9 protein-coding genes are annotated in these 6,786 nt (G+C 62.0%); 5 read left to right on the top strand and 4 right to left on the bottom strand.

Annotation, left to right across the window (positions count from 1 at the left end; genetic code table 11):
* Nucleotides 1-147: 147 nt before the first annotated feature.
* Together OCL88_RS20540 and OCL88_RS20535 are read left to right on the top strand one after the other, a co-directional pair.
* Complete coding sequence (locus OCL88_RS20540; protein WP_229785494.1) at nucleotides 148-354, top strand: ribbon-helix-helix protein, CopG family; 207 nt, start codon at nucleotides 148-150, stop codon at nucleotides 352-354.
* Nucleotides 351-719 (top strand): type II toxin-antitoxin system death-on-curing family toxin, encoded by a 369-nt coding sequence (locus OCL88_RS20535; protein ID WP_243543045.1) that lies wholly within the window; start codon nucleotides 351-353, stop codon nucleotides 717-719. Before OCL88_RS20540 ends, OCL88_RS20535 begins: the two co-directional genes overlap by 4 nt.
* 196 nt (nucleotides 720-915) lie before the next feature.
* Here the strand turns inward: OCL88_RS20535 and OCL88_RS20530 are convergent, their stop codons facing one another.
* Nucleotides 916-1,164 carry a hypothetical protein gene (locus OCL88_RS20530; RefSeq protein ID WP_264963774.1) on the bottom strand — a complete coding sequence of 83 codons (249 nt, stop codon included), beginning with the start codon at nucleotides 1,162-1,164 and terminating at the stop codon, nucleotides 916-918.
* Here OCL88_RS20530 and OCL88_RS20525 point away from each other — a divergent pair.
* Nucleotides 1,141-2,028 carry a tyrosine-type recombinase/integrase gene (locus tag OCL88_RS20525; RefSeq protein ID WP_264963773.1) on the top strand — a complete coding sequence of 296 codons (888 nt, stop codon included), beginning with the start codon at nucleotides 1,141-1,143 and terminating at the stop codon, nucleotides 2,026-2,028. The two genes, OCL88_RS20530 and OCL88_RS20525, sit on opposite strands and share 24 nt — an antisense overlap.
* Before the next feature lie 558 nt (nucleotides 2,029-2,586).
* On the opposite strand, the gene OCL88_RS20520 is transcribed toward OCL88_RS20525, so the two are convergent.
* Entirely contained in the window at nucleotides 2,587-2,937 is a 351-nt protein-coding gene (locus OCL88_RS20520; protein ID WP_264963772.1) for a tudor domain-containing protein, read from the bottom strand.
* Between the two features lie 280 nt (nucleotides 2,938-3,217).
* Nucleotides 3,218-3,826: a helix-turn-helix domain-containing protein gene (locus OCL88_RS20515; protein WP_264963771.1), complete on the bottom strand. Its 609-nt coding sequence runs from the start codon at nucleotides 3,824-3,826 to the stop codon at nucleotides 3,218-3,220.
* Nucleotides 3,827-4,315: 489 nt separating this feature from the next.
* Between OCL88_RS20515 and OCL88_RS20510 the strand changes: the two genes are divergently transcribed.
* A complete protein-coding gene (locus OCL88_RS20510; RefSeq protein WP_264963770.1) occupies nucleotides 4,316-5,029 on the top strand; it encodes a hypothetical protein in 714 nt (237 codons plus the stop codon).
* 606 nt (nucleotides 5,030-5,635) lie between these two features.
* On the opposite strand, the gene OCL88_RS20505 is transcribed toward OCL88_RS20510, so the two are convergent.
* Nucleotides 5,636-6,214, bottom strand: a complete 579-nt coding sequence (locus OCL88_RS20505; RefSeq protein ID WP_264963769.1) for a recombinase family protein — start codon at nucleotides 6,212-6,214, stop codon at nucleotides 5,636-5,638.
* A 216-nt stretch (nucleotides 6,215-6,430) separates the two neighbouring features.
* Here OCL88_RS20505 and OCL88_RS20500 point away from each other — a divergent pair.
* Nucleotides 6,431-6,786, top strand: a 356-nt coding sequence (locus tag OCL88_RS20500; protein ID WP_264963768.1) for a helix-turn-helix domain-containing protein, incomplete at its 3' end; no start/stop codon positions are given.

Raw genomic sequence — 6,786 nt, 5'->3', positions numbered from 1 at the left:
ATCACACCCTGAATCACAGGTGCAGAAACGCCGATAATGGACCTTATGTAAAGTAATAGTCTGCGTATCTCATCAGATGAATCAATTCGCCCCATCCCCTGATCCTGCCGGGAATCTACGTTGGTACCGCTTTGGTACCATGATGTAATGGCTATGAATCTGCGCGTCCCTGAGGACCTCGATCGTCGACTGGAGAAGCTGGCCGCCGAGGAGCACACGTCCAAGTCCGCGCTGCTGCTGCAAGGGGCCGAGTTGGTCCTGCAACGGCATGCGCGCCGACGGGAAATCAGCCAAGGCCTTGATTTCGTCCTGAGCCATGATGCTGAACTGCTGACGCGGCTTGAGGACGCGTGACGGCATACCTGGATATTGAGGACGCCCTTCAGGTCGTTGATCGGTACGGCTTCCATATCCGGGACGTTGGGTTGTTGGCCTCCGCACTGGCCAGGCCGGCAACAACGGTCATGGGTGCAGAAGCCTATCCGGACCTTGGCCTGAAGGCAGCTGCACTGCTGGAGTCCGTCGCCCGGTTCCACCCACTTCTCGACGGAAACAAAAGAACCGCATGGACGCTCATGGTGCTGCTGCTCTGGGTCAACGGATACCGGCATGACTTCACCACGGATGAGGGCTTCGAACTCGTCGTTGGGGTCGCCGCGGGTACCATCGATTTGCCGGATGCTGCCGACATGATCTCAGAGCACATGGTGCCGCGATAGTCACGCCGGCCTTCAAGAGCGCATGCCGCGCAAACCGACGGCGATTCCGTATCAGCGCAGGTTTTCCAGGCGGTTCGAGACCCGAGAAGGACATGCCAGCTGCAGAGCAGCTCTTGGAAGCCAGGACAGGCAGGCGTAGCCTTCCCTCGTGGTCAGCATCAGCACCCGGCTCCGCTGGGACGGGTCCCTCGCACACTCAGTACGTTGGCGTGAGCTCGGGACTCAGCGCCAACGACGCCTGACCGTTGGCTCTGAGCAGGAAGCCATCAGCCTGTTCGAATATCTCCAGTGCCACAACCGACCTCCGGAACCCGAGTCTCCGCGCGGCCGGCCCGGGTCTCTGACTGTTGCCGAAGTCGTTCAGGAACATATCGATCTGCTCATCCGGCCGGCCTCCGGGGCGGTCGCCACCTACCAGCGCATGCTCGACCTGCACATTCGCCATGCCATAGGCCATATTGCACTTGAGGATTTCGGCTACCGCGAGATCATCCAGTGGATCAAGGGCCTGAGCTCCAAAGGCATCGCGCCTAAAAGCATCCACAACATGCATGGACTGTTATCGGCGGCCATGAATACTGCCGAACGACTCCAGTACATCACCCGAAATCCGTGCCGGGGCGTGCCATTGCCAGCGCTCGACCGCGTGGACGACGGCGCCCGGTTCCTGACACCTGAAGAATTCTTCCTGCTCCTCGACGGCATGAACCGGAACTACACAGTATTTGTGCAGTTCCTCGTCATGACAGGCACCAGATTCGGAGAAGCGACCGCCCTCCAAGCCGCCGACATCGACTTGACATCGCGCGTGCCCACCGCGCGAATCAACAAGGCGTGGAAACGGGACGGACAGTCGGGCTACTACCTAGGACCCACCAAAACCGGGGCGGGAAAACGCACGATCGGGATCAACGCCAGTCTTGCAAACCTTCTCCGCCCGCTGCTTTCCGTCAGGACGGGCACTGACTTGGTTTTCACCACCGCTACAGGGGGCCGCATCGGCCACAAGCCGTTCTGGCAACACCACTGGGTACCAGCCGTACAAGCAGCCCAAACCAACGGGCTGACGAAGTCACCACGGATCCACGACCTGCGTCACACGCACGCCTCCTGGCTCATCCAGGACGGCGCAATGCCACTGTTCGCCATTTCACGCCGGCTCGGTCACGCATCCGTGCGGACCACCGAACAGATCTACGGGCACCTCATGCCACAAGCACTTCAAGACGGCGCCGACGCCACCGAACGCTCAATTCAAGGCTTCATCCATCCTTCAGGGTGTGAGCTTATGTGTCCGTTCTCAAAGTAGTTGTCAGTCGCGACCTGGGGACTGACAGGTTGGATGAGAGAAATCTGGTGGATTATTTCTCATCCAACCTGTCAGTTCCGTAAATCAACGATGGGCTTGAAGTGTGCGTGGCTCAGCAGTTTCGCCGGACGCAGCGCGGGCAACGGCACGCTGACAACTTGACTGAGAAACAGTCCGAAACCGTCAGCTGACACGTTGGATGCGAAAACTGACAACTGCAATGAGAACGGACATTATGCTCCGGCGGAACTCCCCCAGCAGCTGTCCGAAAAACCCATAATGCACGTTATGTAAAGCTGACAGAATGACAGGACAATATAGAGGCTACTTTCAGCATATCAACACCTCCCCCGGATGGCCAGATCCCCACCCCGCCACCACTGCTCGATACGCCGCCCAGGTCTGCCATGCTCGCCTGACTGCATCGGCCCTCACGCAGCTCAGCCTGCCAACGGCGAACTTCCCAAGGAAACGGATAACGCGTTTCGCCACGAGCCATCGTTGAAGTTTCACGTAACTGAGGGTGTCGGATCAATCAGAAGGCAACGAATCAACTGGCTACGGGTGTGGTCGGATCTCGTCGTGGCCGCGCCACGCCTGCTCTCCGTCGCCGAACTCCACCGTCCATTCATCAGTACCTGTGCGGTCAATCACCACAGCCGGCACCCATCCGGACCCGGAGTAGTCTAAGGCCTCCACCGATATGCCGTCCGGGAACGGGTCATGGCCAGCCAGGTAGTCCAGGACAACTTCCCGCAGCGCGGCCGGCGAGATGGGCCGGGCATCCGGTGCCGCCAGCATCCAACTCTCCAGAGGGTCCCGCTCGGCCCAGGCAAGGGCCATCTTCTCAACGTGATTCATTTCCCCACGCTCCCCGCCGGTGATGGTCATATCGAATCCCTCAGCCATTTCACTGCTCCTCGTGCCCCCCACCGCTCGTGTGCCGGCAACCGTCCGCTCATGCCGTGAGCATACGGCAGAGCCCGGACATCGCGCCCATGGGCAGGCGATGGCGCCGCCGGCGGGCCTGAGAGCCTCACAGAACTGGCGACTCAGTGATATGGAATGGGTTCGGCGTCCGTCTTTCCGTAGGCAGCACACGTGAAAAACCTTGCTCCTTATCGGGACGGGTTTCAGTCAGTCCATGAGTGGTCACGCTGCGGTGCGTTTGATCCGGTGCGCGACCTCGTCAAGAGGCGTCGAGGATCTGGTTGTAGGCGTCGCCGTCAATGAGTCCTTCATCGAAGGCTCGTCCGACTTCCTCGAACGATCCCGGGGGTTCCGGGCATGGCATCCAATCCAGCTCGTGAACAGCATCGTCCGCACCTTCGTTCCAGGGATACGGCCAGGCTGACAACTCACGTATCAGGGCGTCCCTGTCGATGTCGCCCGCGGCATAACGCTCGGCGATCTCGTACGGGCTCGCCCCACTGAACCCGTCGGGGACCGGTGCCACTCCCCTGGCTTCCGCGCTAGCAAGAAGCTTGCTGATGGCCGGCTGGGAGACGCCCAAAGCCCGGGCAACCGTCCCCTGGCCCAGCTCCTCAACTGCCAGCCGAACGCTCCGAATGTAGTCGAGACTGCCCAGCTCCCGCCGGGCCTTCGCCCGACGGGCAGCCTCGATGGGCCGCTGGCGCGGGCTGGCGTTCAGGGCATCGATCCCGTTGTTCCTGGGCTTAAGCGCCTGCCGGAGCTTGATACCCCTCCTGGGGCTGACCACCCGTCTGGTCGCGGTCCGCCGCTGCGGCTTAGTGTCTTCCTTGGTTCTCGTTGCCTTCATGGCGCCGGTAACCGACATATTCAACCTCCCGTCCGAGCGTTCATAACCTAGGTTATGACTTCACGTTAGGGGATGGCCTACCGGACATCGAGTGGGCACGTCCAGCACATGCGCCCGCAGCCTCGATTCACGGGACTCACAGGTCCTGCCAGGGTGAACCCCTTCCGCCCCACAAGGCGCACCCCTCCCCACCGGACGACGCCCCCGGCGCACGGGCGCGGGACAGCAGTGCCAAGGAGGCTGCCCGTCAGGTCCCTGCGCGGCCCGGACGTTGGCTGCGAATCCGCCGGAAAGCCGGCCGCGACGTTGCCTTCTTTGACCAGGGCCTCTGCCGAGGCATCACCGGCTTCACGGCCGGCCCCGATGCCCGGCGCAGCACGGGACACCTGGTGCATACGATGCCATGGACGGCCTCAATCGCGCAGGTGGCCTGTCTCCGGCCGGGCGGGGTCGGCGATCCCCGTTCCGCCAAGAAGCGCAAAAGGCGCGGACGGTAGCATCAGGGTCATGGACACCGATGACAGCATGGCGGAACTATACGCCGACGCCGACCGACTGAAGGGGCTGACGCTGCGGGATCTCGGATTCGTGCCTCATCCGGACAGTCTCTCCAGCCACGAGCGCGCCGAACTCGATGCCGAGACACTTGAGCGGATGGCCGGGATATCCGCGGAGGACCGGCGCCTTGGATTGGATCGTGCCCGCCTGCTCGCCGGAGCGCTCTGGCAGGCGTCCGTATTCCTTGTCGACGAGCTCTTCGAGGACATCATCGCGCTTTACGGGAAGGGCCAAATCACCCGGGAGGACATCGATGAAACATCGGTACTGTGGAGCCTGCCGCCCCAATACGCCACCAGGTACACAGGTCGCTTCGCCCGCCGGTTCCTCCTTGTCGCCGCAGACCTGACGACCAAACTGGCCGGAACCTGGACGATGCCAAGCTGCGTGGCCCAGGAACTCGCCGTGCGATGTCTCCTGGATAAGGTCGATCTCATCGCGGCCACCTACGATCTTGACCTGGAACCCGACTGGCGCGGCACACTGACCGACAGGATGCTCGAAGACACCGACAGCGAGATGCTCTACGACCCCAGCCTTGATGGCTTCCAGCACAACGAACAACTGACCGAATCTCTCCGGCTCGCCCCCATGACCTTCGAGCACTGGTTCGAACCCTTCGGCGAGGACCGGAGCGTCGCACCGTACGCACGGACCGGCTAGGCCTGCTGAACCCACACCTCCCCTAGGCGACCCCGCCCGTCAAGCTGGCTCGACGGGAGATTATGATCCAACACCGATCGAGCGAGACCTGGGCACAACAGCATTGCGCGCTACGTGCGGGGGGCCATAAGCTCATCGTGTGTGGTGTTCGAGGCTGTGCCCCTCCTACCGGAATAAGTGAGCGCATCGCTCAAAACGAGGACCCGAGGCCTAAATTCGGGTCCTCGTTCTTTAACGGCACAGCAGGACGCCGGAAGCCTGGCCTGGTTCCTGCCGGCTGCCGATGCTCGGCCTGCCCGCCTCACCCCACTAGGGTCGGGACTCATGAGGGAAGTTGCTGCCAACGAACGGCTCATCACGGCACTCCCCCGCCTTAGGCGGCGGTCGCTGCCCTATCCTGTCCGGCCCAGCAGGAGATTCGACCACATAGCAGACACGAACACACGGGCGGCATGTAGCCGCGACAAGCCCGACACCCGCCTTCTACATCAGGGGTGGTAATCGCTGGCGCAGTGCCAGACCACACACAGCCCGCAGTCCGGCTCAAAGGACCAGCAACCGCAGTGAGCCGTTAGTCGGGAGACGACTGGGATAGGAACGACCCGCTTAGGGCTCCATGCTGAGGTAGCGATAGACAGAGGCCCGGCTGACTCCAATGATCTTTCCGATGTCCACGGGCTGAAGACCTTGGGCTTTTAGTTCCTTGGCCCGCCTGACTCGCCGGTCGTCGGCGGTGACTTCGCGCCGACCGGCCTTGCGACCACTGGCAGCAGCTGCGGCCATGCCGGCCCTGGTGCGCTCAGACAACTGGTCGCGTTCCAGCTGGGCAAAGGCAGCGATGATCGTCACCATGGCCTGGGCCATGGCTCCCCCGACTTCGCTGGCGGGATCCGTGGCAATGCCATCACGAAGCGATCGGAACTTGATACCGCGCGCTTTGAAATCGTCCAGGAGTTCCAAGAGATGCCGGGTGTTTCGTCCCAGCCGATCCAACTTCCAAACGACGACCTCATCGCCTCGCCCAAGTCGATCCAACAGCTTGTCCAGTTCCGGGCGGCTGACACGGGTTCCGCTCAGGCCTTGGTCTTGGTAAATCCGTTCACACCCGGCCTGTGCCAGCTCGCGAAGCTGAAGAGCAGTGTTTTGGTCGGTCAGGCTCACCCGCGCATAACCCAGACGTGCCATCACCAAATTCCTGTCTCATCAAATGGATCCCGTCCCCACTGTTGAGAATACCAAAGCGGGATCCTTAGCCTCGTCCGGCTAAACATCCTGGGCTGAAACTGTTGGCCTAGATGTAGTTCCCATGGAGGTTGTGAACAGCGTGGCGTGATGTAAAAGGCGAAAGCCTCCGGTATCGATTTGGGTTACCACACTCATCTCGACGCCAGGAGGCTCTCGTTGTCCTACGTTACCCATGCCAACGCCGATCTGACACCTAAGGCCAGGGCGAAGCTGGCCCGTTTGGTCGTTGAGGAGGGCTGGACGTTGCGCCGGGCCGCGGAACGTTTTCAATGCTCACCAGCGAGGGCCAAGAAGTGGGTGGACCGCTACAGGGTCCGTGGTGAGGAAGGCATGGCTGAAGCGTCCTCCCGCCCGCGGCGGAGCCCGAAACGCACCCCCGTACGCACCGAACGCCGCATTGTGGGGTTGAGGTTCAATCGGCGGTGGGGACCGCACCGGATAGCGGCCCACCTGGGCTTGGCCCGCTCCACCGTCGGCAAGGTCCTGACCCGGTACCGGATGCCCCGGCTGGC

The organism is Paenarthrobacter sp. PAE-2 (genome assembly GCF_026013155.1).
Lineage (GTDB): Bacteria > Actinomycetota > Actinomycetes > Actinomycetales > Micrococcaceae > Arthrobacter > Arthrobacter ureafaciens.
This window is presented reverse-complemented; position numbering and strand designations above follow the sequence as displayed.

What these genes read in the sequence shown, in the direction of transcription:
- OCL88_RS20540 (WP_229785494.1), top strand. Translation starts at nt 148, where the DNA reads ATGGCTATGAATCTGCGCGTCCCTGAGGACCTCGATCGTCGACTGGAG.
- OCL88_RS20525 (WP_264963773.1), top strand. Translation starts at nt 1,141, where the DNA reads ATGCTCGACCTGCACATTCGCCATGCCATAGGCCATATTGCACTTGAG.
- OCL88_RS20530 (WP_264963774.1), bottom strand. Translation starts at nt 1,164, where the DNA reads ATGGCGAATGTGCAGGTCGAGCATGCGCTGGTAGGTGGCGACCGCCCC.
- OCL88_RS20520 (WP_264963772.1), bottom strand. Translation starts at nt 2,937, where the DNA reads ATGGCTGAGGGATTCGATATGACCATCACCGGCGGGGAGCGTGGGGAA.
- OCL88_RS20515 (WP_264963771.1), bottom strand. Translation starts at nt 3,826, where the DNA reads ATGTCGGTTACCGGCGCCATGAAGGCAACGAGAACCAAGGAAGACACT.
- OCL88_RS20510 (WP_264963770.1), top strand. Translation starts at nt 4,316, where the DNA reads ATGGACACCGATGACAGCATGGCGGAACTATACGCCGACGCCGACCGA.
- OCL88_RS20505 (WP_264963769.1), bottom strand. Translation starts at nt 6,214, where the DNA reads ATGGCACGTCTGGGTTATGCGCGGGTGAGCCTGACCGACCAAAACACT.